The sequence below is a fragment of the Lysinibacillus sp. NPDC059133 genome (assembly GCF_042755925.1).
Lineage (GTDB): Bacteria > Bacillota > Bacilli > Bacillales_A > Planococcaceae > Lysinibacillus.
Map to the genome: position 1 here is coordinate 1 of NZ_JBHZDH010000047.1, position 19,646 is coordinate 19,646.

Annotated in this window: 22 protein-coding genes and 2 pseudogenes; 7 read left to right on the forward strand and 17 right to left on the reverse strand. The window is 36.5% G+C overall.

Annotation, left to right across the window (positions count from 1 at the left end):
• Positions 1–563, reverse strand: a pseudogene (locus ACFXN8_RS19925) (hypothetical protein); the annotation flags it as partial.
• A 248-nt stretch (positions 564–811) separates the two neighbouring features.
• Here ACFXN8_RS19925 and ACFXN8_RS19930 point away from each other — a divergent pair.
• Positions 812–1,504 carry a DUF2225 domain-containing protein gene (locus tag ACFXN8_RS19930; protein WP_376074903.1) on the forward strand — a complete coding sequence of 231 codons (693 nt, stop codon included), beginning with the start codon at positions 812–814 and terminating at the stop codon, positions 1,502–1,504.
• Positions 1,505–1,553: 49 nt separating this feature from the next.
• On the opposite strand, the gene ACFXN8_RS19935 is transcribed toward ACFXN8_RS19930, so the two are convergent.
• Positions 1,554–1,790, reverse strand: a complete 237-nt coding sequence (locus tag ACFXN8_RS19935) for a NifU family protein (protein ID WP_053484205.1) — start codon at positions 1,788–1,790, stop codon at positions 1,554–1,556.
• Between the two features lie 83 nt (positions 1,791–1,873).
• Here ACFXN8_RS19935 and ACFXN8_RS19940 point away from each other — a divergent pair, with 83 nt between their 5' ends.
• The gene (locus ACFXN8_RS19940) at positions 1,874–2,209 is read left to right on the forward strand and encodes a YuzD family protein (protein ID WP_376074904.1); all 336 of its coding nucleotides are present in this window, start codon (positions 1,874–1,876) and stop codon (positions 2,207–2,209) included.
• 110 nt (positions 2,210–2,319) lie between these two features.
• Here the strand turns inward: ACFXN8_RS19940 and ACFXN8_RS19945 are convergent, their stop codons facing one another.
• On the reverse strand, positions 2,320–3,384 hold the full coding sequence (locus ACFXN8_RS19945; RefSeq protein ID WP_386847393.1) for an NAD(P)/FAD-dependent oxidoreductase: 1,065 nt from the start codon (positions 3,382–3,384) through the stop codon (positions 2,320–2,322).
• A gap of 370 nt (positions 3,385–3,754) precedes the next feature.
• Here ACFXN8_RS19945 and ACFXN8_RS19950 point away from each other — a divergent pair, with 370 nt between their 5' ends.
• Complete coding sequence (locus ACFXN8_RS19950; protein ID WP_376074906.1) at positions 3,755–3,991, forward strand: YuzB family protein; 237 nt, start codon at positions 3,755–3,757, stop codon at positions 3,989–3,991.
• Between the two features lie 365 nt (positions 3,992–4,356).
• On the opposite strand, the gene ACFXN8_RS19955 is transcribed toward ACFXN8_RS19950, so the two are convergent.
• On the reverse strand, positions 4,357–5,109 hold the full coding sequence (locus ACFXN8_RS19955; RefSeq protein ID WP_386847394.1) for a TIGR01457 family HAD-type hydrolase: 753 nt from the start codon (positions 5,107–5,109) through the stop codon (positions 4,357–4,359).
• Positions 5,106–5,558 (reverse strand): DUF86 domain-containing protein, encoded by a 453-nt coding sequence (locus tag ACFXN8_RS19960; RefSeq protein WP_386847395.1) that lies wholly within the window; start codon positions 5,556–5,558, stop codon positions 5,106–5,108. Before ACFXN8_RS19960 ends, ACFXN8_RS19955 begins: the two co-directional genes overlap by 4 nt.
• Positions 5,559–5,646: 88 nt before the next feature.
• Here ACFXN8_RS19960 and ACFXN8_RS19965 point away from each other — a divergent pair, with 88 nt between their 5' ends.
• The gene (locus tag ACFXN8_RS19965; RefSeq protein WP_386847396.1) at positions 5,647–5,913 is read left to right on the forward strand and encodes a DUF3055 domain-containing protein; all 267 of its coding nucleotides are present in this window, start codon (positions 5,647–5,649) and stop codon (positions 5,911–5,913) included.
• A gap of 246 nt (positions 5,914–6,159) precedes the next feature.
• Here ACFXN8_RS19965 and ACFXN8_RS19970 read toward each other — a convergent pair whose 3' ends face one another.
• From ACFXN8_RS19970 to ACFXN8_RS20010, 9 genes are all read right to left on the reverse strand, one after another.
• Complete coding sequence (locus ACFXN8_RS19970) at positions 6,160–6,354, reverse strand: hypothetical protein (RefSeq protein WP_386847397.1); 195 nt, start codon at positions 6,352–6,354, stop codon at positions 6,160–6,162.
• 64 nt (positions 6,355–6,418) lie between these two features.
• Complete coding sequence (locus tag ACFXN8_RS19975; protein ID WP_386847398.1) at positions 6,419–6,946, reverse strand: D-glycero-alpha-D-manno-heptose-1,7-bisphosphate 7-phosphatase; 528 nt, start codon at positions 6,944–6,946, stop codon at positions 6,419–6,421.
• 539 nt (positions 6,947–7,485) lie between these two features.
• Positions 7,486–7,839, reverse strand: a complete 354-nt coding sequence (locus ACFXN8_RS19980) for a YutD family protein (protein ID WP_376074916.1) — start codon at positions 7,837–7,839, stop codon at positions 7,486–7,488.
• Positions 7,840–7,870: 31 nt separating this feature from the next.
• Positions 7,871–8,794, reverse strand: a complete 924-nt coding sequence (gene lipA / locus ACFXN8_RS19985) for a lipoyl synthase (RefSeq protein ID WP_386847399.1) — start codon at positions 8,792–8,794, stop codon at positions 7,871–7,873.
• 151 nt (positions 8,795–8,945) lie between these two features.
• On the reverse strand, positions 8,946–9,746 hold the full coding sequence (gene yunB / locus ACFXN8_RS19990) for a sporulation protein YunB (protein WP_386847400.1): 801 nt from the start codon (positions 9,744–9,746) through the stop codon (positions 8,946–8,948).
• 43 nt (positions 9,747–9,789) lie between these two features.
• Positions 9,790–10,899, reverse strand: a complete 1,110-nt coding sequence (locus ACFXN8_RS19995; RefSeq protein WP_376074922.1) for an HD-GYP domain-containing protein — start codon at positions 10,897–10,899, stop codon at positions 9,790–9,792.
• Positions 10,900–10,937: 38 nt separating this feature from the next.
• Positions 10,938–12,305, reverse strand: coding sequence for a bifunctional metallophosphatase/5'-nucleotidase (locus ACFXN8_RS20000; RefSeq protein WP_386847401.1), 1,368 nt, complete (start codon positions 12,303–12,305; stop codon positions 10,938–10,940).
• 98 nt (positions 12,306–12,403) lie between these two features.
• Positions 12,404–13,225: a sulfite exporter TauE/SafE family protein gene (locus tag ACFXN8_RS20005; RefSeq protein ID WP_386847402.1), complete on the reverse strand. Its 822-nt coding sequence runs from the start codon at positions 13,223–13,225 to the stop codon at positions 12,404–12,406.
• Positions 13,225–14,082: a DUF72 domain-containing protein gene (locus tag ACFXN8_RS20010; protein WP_386847403.1), complete on the reverse strand. Its 858-nt coding sequence runs from the start codon at positions 14,080–14,082 to the stop codon at positions 13,225–13,227. Before ACFXN8_RS20010 ends, ACFXN8_RS20005 begins: the two co-directional genes overlap by 1 nt.
• A 689-nt stretch (positions 14,083–14,771) precedes the next feature.
• Here ACFXN8_RS20010 and ACFXN8_RS20015 point away from each other — a divergent pair.
• A pseudogene (locus ACFXN8_RS20015) lies at positions 14,772–15,365 on the forward strand (GNAT family N-acetyltransferase); the annotation flags it as partial.
• A gap of 71 nt (positions 15,366–15,436) precedes the next feature.
• Here the strand turns inward: ACFXN8_RS20015 and ACFXN8_RS20020 are convergent.
• From ACFXN8_RS20020 to ACFXN8_RS20030, 3 genes are all read right to left on the reverse strand, one after another.
• The gene (locus tag ACFXN8_RS20020; protein WP_376074935.1) at positions 15,437–16,039 is read right to left on the reverse strand and encodes a nitroreductase family protein; all 603 of its coding nucleotides are present in this window, start codon (positions 16,037–16,039) and stop codon (positions 15,437–15,439) included.
• Between the two features lie 100 nt (positions 16,040–16,139).
• Positions 16,140–16,739: a DsbA family oxidoreductase gene (locus ACFXN8_RS20025; RefSeq protein ID WP_376074936.1), complete on the reverse strand. Its 600-nt coding sequence runs from the start codon at positions 16,737–16,739 to the stop codon at positions 16,140–16,142.
• Between the two features lie 284 nt (positions 16,740–17,023).
• Positions 17,024–17,461 carry an Rrf2 family transcriptional regulator gene (locus tag ACFXN8_RS20030; protein WP_386847416.1) on the reverse strand — a complete coding sequence of 146 codons (438 nt, stop codon included), beginning with the start codon at positions 17,459–17,461 and terminating at the stop codon, positions 17,024–17,026.
• Positions 17,462–17,804: 343 nt separating this feature from the next.
• On the opposite strand from ACFXN8_RS20030, the gene ACFXN8_RS20035 reads away from it, so the two are divergent.
• Both ACFXN8_RS20035 and ACFXN8_RS20040 read left to right on the forward strand, forming a co-directional pair.
• A complete protein-coding gene (locus ACFXN8_RS20035; protein WP_386847404.1) occupies positions 17,805–17,990 on the forward strand; it encodes a hypothetical protein in 186 nt (61 codons plus the stop codon).
• Positions 17,991–18,705: 715 nt separating this feature from the next.
• Positions 18,706–19,578 (forward strand): ferritin family protein, encoded by an 873-nt coding sequence (locus ACFXN8_RS20040; RefSeq protein ID WP_386847405.1) that lies wholly within the window; start codon positions 18,706–18,708, stop codon positions 19,576–19,578.
• Positions 19,579–19,646: the final 68 nt, after the last annotated feature.

The following is a 19,646-nucleotide window of genomic DNA, read 5'->3' on the forward strand; positions in this document are numbered from 1 at the left end:
AGAGCAAGGGATTCTTTTACAAACAAATCTTGTTTGCGAATACGAACAGGAAGGGTTAATCCATTCCAAAAGACAATATTCTCTTTAAATCGAATGCCTGCTTTATTAGATTTCCCTTCTACAGAATGAAACATTCCATAACGTTTAAAGTGTGCTTTGCTCCCTTTAAATAGAACATCTTGAACCGCTTTCCAGACAGTAGAGGCGATTTTCTGAGAAGTATTGCTATCTATATGTTTTTTATAGTTATGTTGATGCTTTTTAATATACGCATGCAGTTGATATTCACTTAATCCAAAAGATTTGCGAATGATATCTAATTCTTTTGCGGTCTGCTTCAATTCTTTTGAATCATTCGATTTTTTCGCTTTTTGGTAGCAACGTAATTGTTTTCGATAGTGTTTTGATTCTTGCATTAAAGTATATTGTTTTACTGCATAAGACAAAGTTGTATTATAGAGTGTACGGGCAATTTCAAAACGATTTAATAGAATATCCTTTTGCCATGTATCTATAAGTAACTGGAGTTCTATAACAAAACAATCTTTCTTCCCTTTCGTCATTACCCGTCATTTCTTTCTTTTTTTTTTGATTATTCACAATATACAACATAAACGTATGTTCTATAAAGAAAAAAGCACTTCATTCCGCCCACCTCTGAAGAAGTGGGCTTCCTGAAGCTCAATTCTGTGACAAACCTGATTATTAGTAAAAATTCTAATATTTTTCACATTAATAGTATTTTTTATTCATGTTTATAAAATTTACATTGGTATAATAGTTGTAATTAGCGATGAAAGAGGTATCAAATATGGAGATTTCACCTTATTACGAAAAAAAAACTCAATGTCTTAATTGCAAAAAAGAATTTCCTACATTAAAAGTACGCTCTAAATTCATTAAAGTAGATCATACAGAAACAGATTTTCAACCTATTTATGCAGACGGTGTAAATGCCCTTTATTATAATGTATTTGTTTGTGAACATTGTGGCTTTTCATTTACAGAAGACTTTTCAAAATATTTTGCCCCTGGCACGCAAGATGAAATTCGCACACAAATTACTGAAAAGTGGGTGCACCATGATTTTAAGGGAGAACGTACTGTCTTCCAAGCGATACAAGCTTATAAATTAGCGTTTCTTTGCGGTACGATTAAAAAAGAAAAATTTGTCGCTATAGCTGGACTAACATTACGTCTTGCATGGCTATATCGCTCACTAAAAAACGAAGGGCAAGAGAAACGTTTTATGACAATGGCCCGAGATTACTATATGGATTCTTATTCAAATGAGGATTACAGCTCCACTCAAATGTCAGATGTACGAATTATGTATATGATTGCTGAACTGTCACGACGTATCGGTGACTTAGAGAATGCTACTCGCTTCTTTTCAAAGGTCATTGAAAAGCAAAGTATAGGTGGAGAGGCGAAAATCATTGATATGGCTAAGGAACAATGGGCTATTATCCGAGAAGAAAAAGAACACGCTCGACAAGTGTAAGAAAAAAAGTTCTAGCCTGAATGAATCAGCTAGAACTTTTTTAGTCATTTTAGAATACTTGTTCCACTTCAATAATACCTGGTACTTCTTCTAATAATGCGCGTTCGATACCAGCTTTAAGTGTAATTGTTGAACTTGGGCAACTACCACATGCACCTAATAAACGTAATTTTACAATGCCGTCTTCTACATCTACTAATTCACAGTCTCCACCGTCACGTAGTAAGAATGGGCGTAATTTATCTAATACCTCTTGAACTTGGTCGTTAATTGTTGTTTCTGACATTTGTCTCGACTCCTTTCCTTATAATGATTATAATGTTAGCAACAGAAAAAATCCAATATAGAATCACGGGGAGTGGGAATGCTATGAGTCAAGCGAAACCAAAGATTGAAATTTATGGAACAGCGGTAATCTGCGCGAGTTGTGTCAATGCACCATCTTCAAAGGATACATATGAATGGCTACAAGCAGCCATAGATCGAAAATATCCAAATCAAGGATATGATATTCGCTATATCGATATTGAAGGACCAATTGAGAATAAGCGCGATCAAGATTATGCTACACGCATTCAAGAAGATGAATTTTTTTATCCACTTGTCCTTATAAATGATGAAGTAGTGGGCGAAGGCTATGTGCAATTAAAGCCTGTATTTACTGCACTTGAAAAGCAAGGCTTTACGCCAGACGAAACTGTTTAATTCATGCACAAAGCCGATTCTGGATGCCATTATGCCGAGGCGTAATGGATAGAAAAAATAAGAGATTGTTTCGAAATAAATTTCGAAGCAATCCCTTTTTATATGACTTATTAATCATTTTGACGTTTGTAGTACCATAATAATCCTGATTTCATCAAGCGTGCGATACGTCCTGTTACTGTTGTATCTGCTAAATAAACAAAGCCTTGTTTTTTACCAAGAGCTCCCATGAAACCTTTTAATTTGATATCAGGCATTTTCTCGGGTAAGTTTTCGCCTTTCCAACGCATGCGAAGTACTTTCACGATTTGTTCTGCTTGTTCCTCTGCTAACTGCGCAGTTGGAGGTAAATCTGAAGCAGCACAGTCACCTACAATATATACATGCTCGTCATCAAGAAGATTGAAATATTGTGTTACACGCGGACGGCCTTGTTTATCTTTTTCAACTTCCAAATCACGAACAATTTTGACTGGCTGTACACCAGCAGTCCATACTACAGTATCGAGCACAATTTCTTCATCGTGATTGTAAATTTTACCTTGTTCGATTTTTGTAATATTTGAATTGGCAATAACTTCAACATTATGTTTTACGAACCAGTCTTTTACATATTTACTTAGCTTTTCTGGGAAGTCCTTCAGAATACGTGGACCACGGTCAAATAGCTTTATTTTCAAATCTGATCGACTTTCACGTAGCTCACTTGCAAGCTCAATACCACTTAAGCCAGCTCCTACAATTCCAACTGTAGAGCCTGCTGGTAAACCACAAAGTGCTTGGAATGTTGAACGTGATTTCGCCATTGTCTGAATGCTATATGTGTTCTCCTCTGCACCTGGTACACCATGATATTTATCCTCACAGCCAAGACCAACTACTAAATCATCGTATTCAATACGTTGTCCATCTTCTAAAATGACTACTTTTTCCGCACGATTAATTTCAACAACTTCTCCATATACAGCCGATAAACGTTCATGCTCCGGGAAGCATACACGAATTTCTTTATCTGTTGCAGTCCCTGCTGCTAAAGCGTAAAATTCTGTTTTTAAACTATGGAAAGGGGCTCTGTCTACTATCACAACTTCTGTATCTAATGGAAGGTTTGGTAATAATCGAAGCATGACACGCATATTGCCGTAGCCGCCACCTAAAAGTACTAATTTTCCCATAATAGTCTCCTTTTATATCTCTTATATTAATTGTTCACAAAGTATCCACAAATGAGTATAACCGATTGTGAGAAGTTTCACAATATCATAATGCAATTTTGTGAAAGATTTCACAAAATGAATGATAACTTGCCTTTTTCGAACGATTTTTGAGTCATTTGGACTTCGATAAACCGTCGTTATTGTTCGAATTTTCCTTAATTATCGTTTCCTTTTCTTCACTTTTGCAAAAATAGTTTAACACTTTAGCTTGCTATCGTATTAATGCGACCAACCTTACCACTGAAAATTTGCTTTTATCTCACGGCCAACTCAAATCATTGACGAATGTTTTAAAAGCGAGTAGCATTACTTTGGTGAGGTGACACGTATGAATCCAATGGTTGAATTTTGTATAAGTAATTTAGCAAATGGCTCTCAAAAAACTTATGAAGTACTAGAGCGCGATCCGAACATCGACGTTTTGGAATATGGCTGCCTTAGTTACTGTACAAAATGTTCAGAATCATTTTATGCAATCGTCAATGGTGACTTAGTTGAGGCTGATTCTCCTGAAGAGTTGACGAAAGCCATTTATCAATTTATCGAAGAAAATCCATTATGGTAATGAAGGTGTAATACCTCATTCATATAATGATGAAACGCTTACTACTAAATTTGAACATATAAAAAGGATGTTATGCCAAAAAAATCGACATAAGCATCCTTTTTTTATATTTTAGGCTTTGTATGAAAGAAGAATCAATTATACCTCGGCATAATTGCGTCCGGAATCGGCTTTGTGCTTAGGCCTGCAGATGTTTTTTGCGCGAAAGCGTAGCGGCAGCAGCACCGACGCAGGTCAGTTAGCCGTTATCGCATGGATGCGATGATTTTAGGCTAACATCCTATATTGAACTCCTTTCCGATTCTGTGACATCCGCCGGAGGCTTTAACTTCTTTCAGGGGTGTTTGGACATCCCCTGAAAGAAGTTAAATTAAAGCTTCTACCACATAAGTAGGTTGCTGCTCCTTCTCAAGTACAACCTTTGTTGGTGTAACACCTGTATTCACATGGATTGTATCACAGCCAAAACGAATCCCACACATAATGTCTGTGTCGTAATTATCGCCAATCATCACCATTTCAGCTTTCATAAAGCCATGCTCTGTTGCAATGGCTTCAAGCATTGCAGGGGATGGTTTACCGATATAGAGTGGCTCAACGTCTGCAACCTCACCTACTAATCGGGCAAATGACCCATTACCTGGGAGAAATCCATGTTCCGTCGGGAATTTAATATCTTGATTCGTAGCTATAAACGTTGCCCCATTTTGCACAGCAACCGTCGCCTTCGCAAGTGCCATATAATCTAGATTTCGATCAATCCCCATAACAAATACCTCTGGCGCATCCTCGGTAGGTTCAATACCTTCATTAAATAATGCTTTACGAATACCATCAGAACCTAACATGGCTACTTTTTTGCCAGGGAAATTCAAGGCTACATATTTCGCTGTAACTAATGCACTGGAGTAAATATGTTCTAACGGTGCATTCACACCTATAGCACTTAAAGCTTCCTGCAGCTGTTCTCTTGTCTTAGAAGAATTGTTTGTTACGTAAAATGGCTCGATTCCTGCTTGTTGTAGCCGATGTATAAAAGTAATCGCAGAAGGAATGCCGTCCTTCCCACGGTACACTGTACCATCTAAATCAAAGCAATATGCCTTGTAGGTTTTCATTGATGATCCTCTGGTAAAAATGCAGAAACAGGGCCAAGTTCATTTGTTACATAACTATTCACAGCTGGTGAGAATTGCTTTAATGCTGGTAAAGTCGCTGTTAATACATTAACAACTTCCTGAACATCTACATCTGTAAATTCACGAACAAGCATTTTACGTAAGCCAACTACTGCTTTTAACGGTGCTTCCATTTCAGTAGATACGACTTTTTCATCGATTAAAATATCAATAATATCCTCATAGCTTCCTGGATCACGCATAATGAAGCCGTCAATCATTAAGTTTCCAACATCCATCATTGACTCCATCACATTGTGACCAATTCGCTCGATTGCTAATTTCTTAATATCGTTTTCTAGCCAGCTATCTTCTGACTCTAAAATAGCTAATAGCCCATCTAAGTACTGTAAATTTTTTGTGATTTTATTACGATCTACAAAATACACAAGGAAAGCCCCCATTCAAATCTTTAAAAGTTGATAGTCATTTCTCTTCTATAGTACCATATCTATAGGACTGGAAGGAGATTAAAAGATGGAACGTTTTTTTTTATATGATGATGTAGAAGATACAAAAACACGCTTTGTTAGTTTTGCTGGGGACAAGTTACGTTATGATTTAGCCATTTTGCAATCGGGTCGTTTCTTTGGAAAAGTGCTTGTCATGGATATCCAATTTGGACGCTTTGCTATAATTGGTCCAGATGATGTAGAAGAGCCTGGCTATCTTGAGCACGTATACAATCGAACAGAGGAAGATACAATCGAGCTACGTGAATATTTACGTGAATTATTAAATTAACACCCTTCTATTTGGGTGTTTCAACTTGTCAATAAAAAGAAATTAATAAAGCAATTATGCCTCGGCATAATTGCTTTATTAATTTCTTTCAGCGAGTGTTTGGACACCTGCTGAAAGAAGTTAAAAATTCAACACAAAAAAATTCCGCTTTTCTGTAGACATAGGATATCCTTTACGCACTGTTCAACAGAAATATGGCGGGATTTTTTATAAGTATTTTAAATTGAGGAGCATTGTATCGTGCACCTACTTTTCATTATTTAATTTAGCAGGATTATCCTTATTGCGAGGCTTGTCTTTGTTTTCATTGTCGTGTTGTTTTTTTGCTTGTTGATTTTGCCCAATTACTGCTAAATCATCAACACTAATATCAAAGCCAAATCCATATTCTTCTCGATCTAACGATTTTTTATTTTCTTTAGTCAAATTAATCACCTCCAATAAATAAATTATCCTTTTTTACATGATTTATACGTTTCGTCTTTCCACTTCAACAATACTAGCTTTATGCTGTTGCATCCTTAATAATCCAATCAGCAGCACTAATTAAATCTGGAAAAACCGCATCTGCTAGCGGATCTTTCTCACCTAAAAATACGCCTTTCGTTCCCGCTCGTTTGCCTGCTATGATATCTGTATCTATATCTCCCACCATGTAGGATTTTGCCAAGTCTATATTATATTTTTCAGCAAGATCAACGATTAATTTACTATGAGGTTTACGGCAAGCACAGCCCGATTTAGGTTTATGGGGACAATAGACGACTTCGTGAATAGTGGCTCCTTCCTTCTTCAATTCTTTTACCATATGCTCATGTATTTTTTGAAGCTTCGTTTCTTTCATATATCCCAATCCAACGCCACCTTGATTAGTAACTACAAATATATAGTCGAAGTATTTATTCAATTTTTTTATAGCTTCTGGAACATGCGGTAGGAAATAGAGCTCATTAGGTTTGTTTACAAATTTAACGCGATCCGTTAATACTTCATTAATGACCCCATCACGGTCCAAAAATACAGCTTTTTTCATCTAAACAACACACACCTTTAATATAAATAAAACTAGAATTAATGTTAAAATCCGTTCTTTTTGATTCATCACCAAAAGTTGGAGATATTATTTGTTAAAGCGTATACCCTGTAAATAAGTTGATTGGAGTGGAAACTGGGCGGCTCCTTGGGGATCAGCAATAGAGGAACGAAGGCTAAAACCATCACATCCTGTGATAACGCCTTCGTGACCAACATCGTGCTGTTGCTGTCGCTTCGTTGCACTACGCTTTCGCGCAAAAAACATCTGTTGGCCCGAGACCCTGCAGCGAAGCGATTAGGGGAACGAAGGCTAAAAGCATCACGTCCTGTGATAACGCCTTCGTGACTAACATCGTGTTAGCCCGACGCCCCCAGGAAGCTTTGCTCTGTGCGAAAGCGTAGCGACAGCAACAACAAAGCGCCCAGTTGGAACGGAAATCAACCTCACGCTATGCCATATTTTTATTATTACCATTTTTTAAAAACCTATCACTTCAAAGTAAAAACCTGATGCAATTTGCATCAGGTTTTTAACGTTTATTCTGCTATTTGTTCATTCTCAACAATCTTTGTCACTTGACTTCCTTCACTTACTACAGCTACTGGCTGCTGAGTGGATTTTCCGGATTTGCGCAAAACGAAATAGGCACAGCCAAAATTACAATACTCGTATAGGTAATCTTGTAGTGTACTAATCTTTGTATCGAAAGTAGCTTTCTGATTTTTATCGTCAAAAAAGCCTTTTAAGCGCAATTGATTATAGCCCCAGTCACCTACAATATAATCATATTTGGCTAAAATATCCGAGTATCGTTCCTTGAACACTTCTTCTTCGAAAGCTTCTCGGTAATCTGTAATAAGCTCGTATTCATATCCTTCAATATTGATCAAAGGGACATCACATCCATTTCAACATTTGTTTTTACAGTTCTGTTTGTAATTGACGTTCTTTTGTTGCTTCGTTAACTTGTTCGTCAGCATGATAGCTACTACGTACAAGCGGACCAGCTTCACAATGCTTAAATCCTTTTTCCATTGCGATTTTACGCATTTTACCAAACTCTATCGGTGAATAATACTTTTTAACAGGTAAATGCTTCTTCGTTGGCTGTAAGTATTGACCAATTGTCATAATATCTACGTTAATTGCGCGTAAATCATCCATAACTTCTAAAATTTCTTCATCTGTTTCACCTAAGCCTATCATTAAAGATGACTTCGTAGGGATGTCTGGTTGCATTTCTTTTGCCAAACGTAGAAACTCTAATGAGCGTTCATATTTTGCACGAGCACGTACTCTTGGCGTTAAGCGACGCACTGTTTCAATATTATGATTTAAAATATCTGGCTTCGCATCCATTAAAATTTGAAGGTTCTCTTTCAAACCTCCTAAATCGGACGGTAAAACCTCAACAGATGTAGCTGGACTTTTACGACGAATCGCACGCACGGTTTCAGCTAATACTTGCGCACCGCCATCCTTTAAGTCATCACGCGCTACCATTGTAATAACAACGTGCTTCAAGTTCATAATAGCTACAGAATCTGCTACACGTTCTGGCTCATCTAAGTCTAATTCATTTGGTAAACCCGTTTTAACAGCACAAAAACGACAAGCACGCGTACAAACAGATCCAAGAATCATCATTGTTGCTGTACGTCGTTCACCCCAGCATTCATGAATATTCGGGCAGCGCGCTTCCTCACATACTGTATGCAGATTTTTTTCTCGCATGAGCTTCTTTAGCCCTTTATATTCATCATTTGTGTTTAATTTAATTTTTAACCAATCTGGTTTTCTTAAATATTCTTCTTTTTCTTTGCTTGTAGGTTTACAAGATGTCATACGGATATCGCCCCTATCAAATATGTGCATTTTATATTACTATCTTCACTGTTGTCAATGTAACATAATAAATGAACTCCAACAACTATCATAATCAATTTTGTCCTCGGCAACATTGCGTCCAGAACCGGCTTTGTGCTTGCACAAAGAACTACTTTTTAGGAGAGACAGGTACTTGAATTGAAGGTGCCTCTTCACTACCATTTGAATACACATTTGGAACTGCCCCCCTTACTAAGCCCATTGCCACCGGAATATCCTGAGTAACTGTTGTAGTTTTACTAGCAAATGGGACAATAATTTGCACATTTACTTCTATATGAATCCCTACCGACATATATGCGCTATTTATACCATATTCCTTTATTGAAGAAGTAACTTCACTATGCACATTGCCAATTACATGAAAGCGTATCGGAATTTTAGGTCCTAAGTTCCCAATTAAAGGGATATTAGCCGCCTGACTCAACGGCATATAAAAAACTACCCCATTCCCTTCATTAATCTTGTTATAATCATATTCAACATTATCAAGATTTGGTAAATGCGACAACTCCCCTTGCTCTGCCTGCTCTAAATACAATTTTACTTGATTGACCGTTTCTGTTCGAACCCGATTAATCGTTTCTGTATTAATTTTCAAATCAGAGCTGCCACCAGAGTTGCTACTAGGGGCTACTTCTACAAGAATATCATTAACATCCATAACACTTGATGTACGAGAATCAATGGCTTTACTCACAACGGAAGATGCAATCTTAGCCGTTTGTATTTCAGCATAATCTAAGTAGGTCGGCATAAGCTTCCCATTTAAATAATAAATAAATAAAAAAACACCGATAATCATGAATACAACTACTAGGGTTAATCTATTCAACCGACTGCCCTTTTTTCTATAGTTGCCGTAATTACTATATGATCGTAATTTCATCCTTTTTCGAGGGAAAAACAAAAAATCTCCTCCTGTTTCATAAAGTATGAACAGGAGGAGATTTTTATTCTATTTTCCATGGTACCACATAATCCACTTCAACACTTTCAATGCTTACGGTTGGGTAGTCCACTAAATTAATTTCATATGTAGCTGCTAATATTTGATTTTGCTCCTCAAAAATACGAATCCACGGTGATGCTGCATCCAATGTATATTGTCTTGATACAATACCTCGACGTCCGTCCGATAATTTTAAAATAACACCGTTAGGATAATGGACAACAGACCTTTTTAATGCTTTTACAATACGTGCATCGTATATAGTTCCAGAGCCTGCTTCTAGAATTGCTAGGCCCTGAGAAGGTAGCATTTTTTCACGATATACACGACTTGTGGTCACCGCATCAAAGACGTCTGCTACACCAATAATTTTTGCAAACGGATGGATTTCAAAATCAACTAAGCCCCGTGGATAGCCACTCCCATCAATCCGTTCGTGATGTTGGAAGGCACAATGTGCAACAATCAATGATATGGAATGTAAATTACGTAACAAATCAAAACCATATCGAGTATGCTGCTTCATCGTTTCAAATTCCTCACACGTTAGGCGTCCAGGCTTAGTCAGTATTTCTTTCGGCACCATAATTTTCCCTATGTCATGTAGCAAAGCGCCAATCCCAATTAAACGTAAATCCTCGACTGAGTATCCAAGCTCTTTAGCAATCGCTATCGAATAAAGAGTGACTTGAAAGGAGTGTTGATATAAATATTCATCAAATAAATACGCATCTGTTAGTATTGTTAGAATTTCATCATTGCCACTAACTACCGATAGTAACTCATCTACAATTGAGACAATTGCCTTTGATTGTTGGTCAAGCACATAAGAGGCATTTACTGGATTTAAACCATTGATTGATTGGAAAGAATTTTTAATGGTTGAAATCGTTTTATTTCGAACAACAGTTGGGACTGTTTCCTGTACCTCAATACCTTCAGAAACTTTATCGTCAATATATAAATAATGCGTATTTAATTGTTGAAGTCTTTGTATGATACGTTCATTAATGACAACATCTTTTTTTAAAAGAGGGTGTCCCGCCTCATTCCAAATGGTTCTTGCTAATACCATTCCTTCTTTTAATACATCGATTGAAATTAACCGCATGACCTTTTCCCCAATCCATTCTAAAAGCGTTTTATCTACTATTGCTTAAAGAATCTTTGCCCATAATCTATCATAATGTTTCGTAAAAATTCTGGTAGAATATATTTTTTCTTAGCATATTTAAAACTTGGATAAAAATAACCGAACGTAAACAAATCAAGTGTTACTAATTTATAAATTCGATCGTTATCTGCTAGCTTCCCATTGATCAGTAATTGGCGATCTTCATTCATTGAAAAACCGTAAGTTAACATCTTCCCGAAGATAACGCCTCTAAACCCTAATCCTTTTAGCTCAATATAGGGCCATTCTTCATTTTTAGATTGCTGAAAAATTTCTTTCATTTCAGCAACTGATAATTCAATCGTACATAAATTTATAGGATGTGGGAAAATTCTATGCAAATCTAGTGCCGTCACTGTTCCCTTAGGTAAACCATCTAAAAAAATACCCGCGTTAAATAACGCACAATCTGCTCCACTTTTCTCTAAAATAGCCCGCGCGAACAAATCGGATAATTGCGAATAATGGAACCATTCTTTGTTGTACGATTTTTTTGTAGTGAATACTGGCATATCGAGTAATCGTTTGCCCTCATTTTCTAAAAACTGAACGATTTCATGTTCATTTTTAACCGTAGGCAAATCTTTATTATGAATCAGAAAATCCTTTTTTTCAACAATTTCCCTCATTTTTTTATCATAATTTAACACAAGATGGCCAGTATATTGACCAAATTTCCCTCCACCTGTTAATAAAACGCCATTAATTAGCTTTCCATTTGGTAGAACATGATGAGTATGTGAGCCGAATATAACATCTATTTCTGGGCATTCCTCAGCTAAAAGCTCATCCTCTGTTATCCCTAAATGCGACAAGCAAACAATAATATCTACTTTTTTACGAAGCTGATAGGCTAAGTGAATGAGTGTGTTTCGTGCCTCGTCTATCTCCCAGTTTAATTCCTTATAATAAATTTCAAACATAGCAGTTGCTGCAATCACTGCAACCTTTGTGCCATAAGCAGTTGTTAATACAACATACGGCTTCATCCACGCTGGATTTGTTCCATGTGAAGCATTTACATTGGCCACTACTACGTCAAAAGCTGCCTCATCATATAAATGATAAAGCTCCTCATGGGACAATGTTATCCCTTCATTATTACCAATTGTCACTACGTCGTAGCCGGCTTCATTCAATAACTTCACATTGCCCTTACCAATTGTTGCTTCTGTATAAATATTTGAACGATCTAAATGATCGCCGACATCAAATAAATAACTTGTCTCTCCCATGATTGTAAGTTTAGTACGCATTTCTTTCACATGGCTTTGCATTCGTGGCCAATATTTAAAATGACTATGCAAATCATTCGTATGAAAAACATGAATTTTTTCCAGCAATTAAGCCACCTCTTCTTTAAAATAGCTTCCTTTTCTGTATAAGAATTGCTATTAACGTCACCTTCACTTTTCGGAACTATAGACATCTAAAATAAATATTACAATAAACCATCGATAATGGAACGAATTCCTAATAATAATAAAATAACTCGAAGTGCTACTACAAGCGTATCTGATTTAATTCTTTTATTTAATGCTGCCCCTAGCTTTGCGCCAATATAAGCTCCTGGAATAACAGGAATCGTATAAAGCCATGGCACATTACCCAAATAAATATGACTCGCTGAATTAACAATCGACGATAAAAATACCATGAACATCGATGTTGCCACTGCAACATGTGGTGGGAATAAAAATAAAATAATCATGGCAGGCACCATCATCGAGCCTCCACCGATACCAAATAATCCAGAGGCAAAGCCAATGCCAAATGTTAATGCAATGGCAAACCAAATTGGATACCCATATATAAAGGTATTTCCTTCTTTATCTTCGAACTCTCGTTGCAGACCGTTTTTTACAAACCATTCTACTGGTTTCAATTTATCACGTACAAGTAATATCGTCGCTAAAATAATAAGTAAAATACCAAAATATAAATTAAATGATGGTAAATCTAGCCCCTTATTTACCCATGCACCCAACATTGTGCCCGGAATACTCCCTATAAAAAATATCCAACCGCTTTTATAATCAACTGTTTTAGATTTCATATAGCTTAATGTAGAGGCAAGTCCAGTGAAAATCATCATGACAACAGATAAACCAACCACTTTTTGAGGAGTGATATCTGGAATCACCCCTAGATTTAACCCAACGTATAATGTCGCTGGAACTAAGATAACTCCTCCACCAAGCCCAACCAATGAGCCAATTACTCCAGATAATAATGCAATAATAACTAAAAGAAAAAACTCCATTATAGTTCCCCTTCAAACATGTTTAATTGTTTAGGTGCTAACCCTACATCATTAATCGCTAAAATTCCTTGTAACTCTTTTGCATTTTTAGCAGCATGTAGCCCTGAGTTATTATTAAATAATACATACAGGTCCTGTACTTCTGACTGGAGATGTTTTATATGCTGTCCAAGCTGTTGCAATTCTTCACTATTATAATCATATAAAAAACGAACCTTCCGCCAATTTTCGGCATTACCAGTATTGCGCCATCCATGAATGTTACGTCCATGAATACGTATAAGTGCCTTCGTTGCAGTAACAGTAGGATGAAGTGGAACAGAGCCTACGCCAGCCTGTGGTTCATCACAAATTGTATGAATGAATTGATGCTCTCGTAAAAAATCCATTGTTTGCTGCACTACATTGTCCGCATACCATGTTCGATTGCGAAACTCAATAGCTACGTCAAAGCCTTTAAGCTGCTGCCTAATATACACTAGATATTGAACATTTTTAGTCTGACAATCAAACCATGGTGGGAATTGTGCTAGTACCATCGCTAGCTTCCCATGACGTTTAAATTCATTGGCACATTCGATAAAGGCATTAAACATGTCATTCTTCGATTCAAACGGTATGTCGCCACGTAAATGACCAGTCATTCCTTGATAAGCCTTCACAACAAACCGAAAATTTTCGGGTGTATCCTCACACCATTTCCGAACATTTTCTTTAGAAGGTATGGCATAAAAAGAGGTATCTACCTCTACCGTTAAAAAATGACCTGTATAATCGAATAATTTGTCCTTTGAGGCAGTCACTCCACTATAAAGTGAAGGATGATCACCCCAACCAGTTAATCCAACTATAATCATGTGACTCCCTCCTCTATGTACATTATCATAGCACACACTTTCTAATGAAATATGAACGTATCGTAAAAAAACACACCTTATAAATATAGATAGCAAGATGGATATTACCATCATTTACCTATATGATAAAGTAAAGGATTATCATCATAGCGTGGGGTTGATTTCCATTCCGGCTGGGCGCTTTGTTGCTGTCGCTTCGCTTTCGCACAGTTAAAACATTGTTGCTGTCGCTTCGCTTTCGCACAGTTAAAACATTGTTGCTGTCGCTTCGCTTTCGCACAGTTAAAACTTTGTTGCTGTCGCTTCGCTTTCGCACAGTTAAAACTTTGTTGCTACCGCTTCGCTTTCGCACAGAGCAAAGCTTCCTGGGGGCGTTCGATGAGCCGCTTCACTCGCGATGCTCGCTCCAGGGTCTCGGGCCAACAGATGTTTTTTGCGCGAAAGCGTAGTGCTAACGTAGCGGCAGCAAAAGGGTTTCATTCTGTGCGAAAGCGTAGTCCAACGAAGCGACAGCAACAGCACGATGTTGGTCACGAAGGCGTTATCACAGGATGTGATGGTTTTAGCCTTCGTTCCTCTATCGCTGATCCCCAAGAAGTCACCCAGCCTCCACTCCAATCAACCTAAGCACATGGTATACGTTTTAATAAATGTCATTCCTAACTTTTAGTCAAAATATAGCAAAATTAATGCGAAAGGATAGTGATGTAGAACTACAGCAAAATGAATTTTACAGGTGTAAAGAGCTGCTGAATGAGCAAGGTCAATTAGAAGCAAAAGCAGTCGTAGAGGGAGTGAATCCTGGACGAATATTTGTGGATAATTTCGACACACCACGTACAGCACTTATTTGGTTAGGCAACAACGATGGATTTTTATTTATAGGGAATGAAAATAATGAACAGTTTAATAATCTAATAAATGATTTTATTGATCAGGTAATTGTACCAGAAGCGAAAAAAGTGGGATTGCATTACTTCGAAGGCATTGGTAATCATCAAAAGTGGAATCAAACGATTGAAAAAATATTTAATCATCGTGAACTTGGTAGTTGGAAGCAAAGAGTATATAAGCTTCATCAAGAAAACTATAAAGCAAATAATGAGCTAGATATTAAACAAGGCTATACTGTTTTAAAAATCGATAACACTCTGTTTGAAGATAACACCATTAAAAACCCCGCATTTTTACAGTCTAAAATATTATCGTGTTGGTCTTCAGCTGAGTGTTTCTTGAATAAAGGAATTGGGTACTGTGTCGTTTACGATCATCACATTGTTAGTCACTAATACGGTGAAACCCCGTTAAGTGAATCATGTCCACTTAACGGGGTTTCATTGTAGTTAGATGTTAATTAATAAAACTTCACTACATCTTCAAAAGGTAAAGAAGTTTTTTCTCCTGGTTGTTCATCTGGTTCACCGAATGGCATTTGAGCTACGAGGCTCCATTCTGCAGGAATATTCCAAGTTTCTTTAACTTCCTCGTCAATAATTGGATTATAGTGCTGAAGAGATGCGCCAATTCCTTCAGTAGTTAAAGACATCCATGTTGCATATTGTAACATTGCATTTCCTTGATGAGACCAGAATGGGAATTGCTCTTTATAAGAAGGAGCGTTTTCTTGCATTTGTTTGATTGTAGCTTGGTCTTCAAAGAACAAGATCGTTCCTACGCCATCTTTAAAGCCTTGTAAACGCTCTTCCGTTGCAGCAAAGTTTTCTGCTGGAACACGTGCACGCAATGTTTCTTTGACAATGTTCCAAAACTTTTCGTGTTCATTATCCATTAAAACTACTACACGTCCACTTTGCATATTAAATGAAGATGGTGCCTGTACACTGATTTTTAATAGCTCTTCAATTTTTTCTTTTGTAATCGCTGCGTTCTTTTTCACTTTACGGATTGAACGACGATTAATAATTGCTTCTTTTAAATTAGTTGTTGTTACTGACATTTGTATTTCCTCCAAATTTTAATTAGATTCATTTATCTACATAGATTTTTACAAGTAGCTTTATTTTATACATTATTGTTTAAATCCAAATTTACATTACCTATTTCTTTAATTGCTGATCGATGACTTGTGCTATTCTTTCTTTACTAGCTAATCCTTGGATCATTTCATCACCAATAATTAATGTAGGAACAGCCGTAATATTCGCTTCTTCATAAGCATGCTTTAAAGCTTCTTGATGTGCTTCACGATACTTACCTGAAAGTAAAGCTTCTTTGAATTCTTCTTTAGGCAGACCTACCTCATTCGCTAATTGAGTTAATACTTCTACATCCTCAATATTTTGTTCCTCTTGGAAAAACGCTGTGAAAACTCTATGATGAAATTCATTTCCTTTTCCATGCACCTTAGCGAATTGATATCCTTCAAAAGCTAAATTTGTATAAGGATGTGGAGATACACGCGGTAATCGCATATCAATCCCTAGCTTTTTGGCTGTAGGGAGAATATAGGAATCCCACGATCCCAATTTAGCAGGCTCTTTCCAAGGATCAATTTTTGGATATGGTTTAGGTCTTAATTCAAACGGCATCCACTCTATTTCAAGATCCTTTTCTTTTGCAATTTCATCTAATGGCCCTTTCCCTAAAAAACAGAAAGGACAAATAAAATCCGAATATGCTTTTATTTTAAGAGTCATCCAATAAAACCTTCCTTTCTCTCTCAGTTGTAACCGTTTTAGTTACAACCAAGTCAAATAAATAATGCATTCAGATCAATTATGCCTCGGCATAATTGCGTCCGAAATCGGCTTTGTGCTTAGGCCTGCACGATGCAGGTCAGTTAGCCGTTATCGCATGGATGCGATGATCTTAAGCTAACATCTCTAAGAACTCCTTTCCGATTTCCGTGACATCCGCCGGAGGCATTAACTTATTCCAGCGGGTGTCCAAACATCCGCTGGAATAAGTTAAAAGAATGCATTTATTGTGATTGTTGAATTTCATGGATTAAAGATGTAATCACGTGTTCCATAGTAATATTGGCTAATACTTGTTCCATAGCTTCTTGTGCTTGCACTAAAATTAGCTCTAACACAGCCTGTATATTGGCACCTATAGGACAATCAGGATTTGGATTTTCATGTAGATGAAATAACTGCTCTTCTTCTACAACTTCTACTGAACGAAAAACCTCTAGCAAAGTGATAGTATCTAAATCTTTGACTAAAGAAGCTCCACCTGTCCCCCGGCGCACTTGCACTATACCTGCCTTTTTAAGATAGGATAATATTTTCCTAATCACTACTGGATTTGTATTTACGCTTTCTGCCATAAATTCCGATGTGCAAATGGTCGATGGATTTTGTTTGATGATTGATAAAATATGGACAGCGATTGTAAAACGACTGCTAATTTTAATCTTCATCACCTCCAGCTGTAACCATTATAGTTACAACAAAAAAAGAAGTCAACTATTTTATAAAAAATATATTACAGCATGAAAAAATTCATCTACTGTTTGCCGGTCCACTTTTCATTAGAGGGTCCGCCATGTTTACAGGACTCTCTCTTCTCATAAAGATATAAGAGCACTAGGCAATAACCGAAACAATCAGACTACAAATACTACCTATATAACGTTATAATTACTGCATAATATAGGCCATTCTCTAGCAAAATTTCTTCTTGCTTTACTGCTTTTAAGTTGCACTATTTAGCTTAATATTCTAACATTTTAAAAAAGAAAATAAGTGGGGATGCAAATGTTCATTATTATTGGTTTGGGTATCTTCTTCCTAATCATTCTCGTCATACTTTGGCTATTACCATTGAAGTATCAAAAAATTGAATGGATTGAAACGAACGCAAAGATTATCGAAAGTGATTTTTCACACCGAACAGTCGGCCATGAGATTAATATGCAAAAGGAGAATCAAAGCGTAGAGTAAAGTTGACAGTACAATTTACGTCATTACAAAATAAATCAATCACTGTCACGAGCAAAGTATGGACATATACGAAAAATCGTGCTTTTTTTGAGGAAGGACAATGGGTGACGATTCTTTATAATAAAAAGAAGCCTCAACAGTTTAAACTCAAATATCAAATATAGAAGGCATTACTGTGTTAAATGAATGGGAGATAATTCTTTTTTCCATCGATTGAATCATCCTAAAATAAACATCAACATTTCAAAAGCATTTAAAAAGTTTTGTTCACCACAAATAAAGCCCTTTTCGGCGACTCCCCCTTTCTTTATGATGTTCATCCGTCTGTTCGATGGTTCTATCAGGTGGTGAAAAGCAACGTTTATCACTGGTGCGCGCATTTTTAAAAGATGCTCCAATTTTAGTAGTTCGATGAAAAGAAGAAATTAGGAACTACTTGAAGAATGTTTTATAAATACTAAAAAACAAATAGTTAAAACCCCAAGCGAGTAATTTGTTTCTACAGTCGCAAACGGATTACAAAAAAATCCAGTCATATACATTTTCAACGAAATTTAATTTTTTTGTTCTCTTAGTAAACGATGCTCCTTTTTATTTAGATACTAAGTCTTGTTGAATTAACACCCAACCTAGGCAACACAAGAAATGACTTTGCACAATTACCTATACACAAAGCATAAGATATGTTGATGATTAAAGGTAAAGGAGGACAATCATGTATCCAAATCCATACTATTATCATTATGCTCCACAGTATAATGGTAATTTTCAACCCATCAATGATACACAACTAATAAATGATATACAGAAGGCAATTAATGGTGAGTATAGTGCTATTGTTTGTTATGAAAAATTAGCCAAAATGGCGACTACTGAGGATGAAAAGAATAGAATACTTGAGATACAAAAGGATGAACAAAGTCATCTCGAGGAATTTAGCAAAATTTATACAAATTTAACAGGAAGAAAGCCGTCTTACCAAATAATCGAGGAATGCCCCGACAACTATAAGGCAGGAATCGAATTTGCTTTTAAAGATGAACAAGAAACCGTTGATTCTTATTTAGATATAGCAGATAAAGCAAATGATCCAATGATTAAAGATAGATTTCGACGTGCAGCAGCAGACGAGCAAACTCACGCTGTATGGTTTTTGTTTTTTTTTCAAAAAGGCCCTGATGTAACACCTATAAATAAGCAAACTCAAAATTACGATCATCAAAATACATTACATCCTTCTACATTTACATCCCCTCCAATGTTCGGTGAAAACTTAACTCAATCAATTTTTAATAATTTTCTCGGAAACTTTAACTATTTTACTAATACATTAGGGCATATAAATGCTTTATCACCACTTTTTGAACGTAATTGGGTACCGTTACCTAATGATGAGTCGCAGTTAATCGTAACAAACTTAGAAGACAATAAAATAGCATATATGGCTAGGCGTCAGAAAGAGCTAGACAATATTTCTATGTACGAAACGTTTCTAGCTTTTAATGTTCCCAATGATTTTCCAACCGTTTTTTCTCAACTTTATCCCGACCCTTCGAACGGCCAAAATAGCATTAAGTACTTACCTTAAAGATCAAAAAAGGAGACGAACTTAGAAAGTTCGTCCCCTTCACTCTAACATAGAATCAAATCGGTAGT

Bases quoted from the DNA above. Each gene is read 5' to 3' on its own strand.
- ACFXN8_RS19935 (WP_053484205.1), bottom strand. From the start codon at position 1,790: ATGTCAGAAACAACAATTAACGACCAAGTTCAAGAGGTATTAGATAAA.
- ACFXN8_RS20010 (WP_386847403.1), bottom strand. From the start codon at position 14,082: ATGATTATAGTTGGATTAACTGGTTGGGGTGATCATCCTTCACTTTAT.
- ACFXN8_RS19930 (WP_376074903.1), top strand. From the start codon at position 812: ATGGAGATTTCACCTTATTACGAAAAAAAAACTCAATGTCTTAATTGC.
- ACFXN8_RS19965 (WP_386847396.1), top strand. From the start codon at position 5,647: ATGGAACGTTTTTTTTTATATGATGATGTAGAAGATACAAAAACACGC.
- ACFXN8_RS20005 (WP_386847402.1), bottom strand. From the start codon at position 13,225: ATGGAGTTTTTTCTTTTAGTTATTATTGCATTATTATCTGGAGTAATT.
- ACFXN8_RS20025 (WP_376074936.1), bottom strand. From the start codon at position 16,739: ATGACTCTTAAAATAAAAGCATATTCGGATTTTATTTGTCCTTTCTGT.
- ACFXN8_RS19940 (WP_376074904.1), top strand. From the start codon at position 1,874: ATGAGTCAAGCGAAACCAAAGATTGAAATTTATGGAACAGCGGTAATC.
- ACFXN8_RS19955 (WP_386847394.1), bottom strand. From the start codon at position 5,109: ATGAAAACCTACAAGGCATATTGCTTTGATTTAGATGGTACAGTGTAC.
- ACFXN8_RS20040 (WP_386847405.1), top strand. From the start codon at position 18,706: ATGTATCCAAATCCATACTATTATCATTATGCTCCACAGTATAATGGT.
- ACFXN8_RS20035 (WP_386847404.1), top strand. From the start codon at position 17,805: ATGTTCATTATTATTGGTTTGGGTATCTTCTTCCTAATCATTCTCGTC.
- ACFXN8_RS19945 (WP_386847393.1), bottom strand. From the start codon at position 3,384: ATGGGAAAATTAGTACTTTTAGGTGGCGGCTACGGCAATATGCGTGTC.
- ACFXN8_RS19950 (WP_376074906.1), top strand. From the start codon at position 3,755: ATGAATCCAATGGTTGAATTTTGTATAAGTAATTTAGCAAATGGCTCT.
- ACFXN8_RS19975 (WP_386847398.1), bottom strand. From the start codon at position 6,946: ATGAAAAAAGCTGTATTTTTGGACCGTGATGGGGTCATTAATGAAGTA.
- ACFXN8_RS20020 (WP_376074935.1), bottom strand. From the start codon at position 16,039: ATGTCAGTAACAACAACTAATTTAAAAGAAGCAATTATTAATCGTCGT.
- lipA (WP_386847399.1), bottom strand. From the start codon at position 8,794: ATGACATCTTGTAAACCTACAAGCAAAGAAAAAGAAGAATATTTAAGA.
- ACFXN8_RS19995 (WP_376074922.1), bottom strand. From the start codon at position 10,899: ATGCGGTTAATTTCAATCGATGTATTAAAAGAAGGAATGGTATTAGCA.